Here is a 219-nt window from a genome sequence, read left to right on the forward strand (position 1 = left end):
GTGAATTAGAAACTCTTGCAAGTAATTATGGTGGAATTTATATCTTTGATAAAAAAATAAGAGAAGAGATATTGGAATTAGAGAAAAAAAGAGAAGAATTTCGTAGTAAGTATTTAGGGAGTGAAATCAAAGTAGGAAATGAAACTCATTTTGTGAATTTTTCTTATTTGAAGAAAAAATTCCCTCAAGTCCTTTCTAATGGTTGTAAATATTATCGTA

At 26.9% G+C, this 219-nt stretch carries 1 pseudogene; it reads left to right on the forward strand.

The features are described from left to right. Positions 1-219: pseudogene (locus ELQ12_RS10185) on the forward strand (hypothetical protein); the annotation flags it as partial.

Source organism: Campylobacter sp. US25a (assembly GCF_004379075.1).
Classification (GTDB): Bacteria; Campylobacterota; Campylobacteria; order Campylobacterales; family Campylobacteraceae; genus Campylobacter_D; species Campylobacter_D jejuni.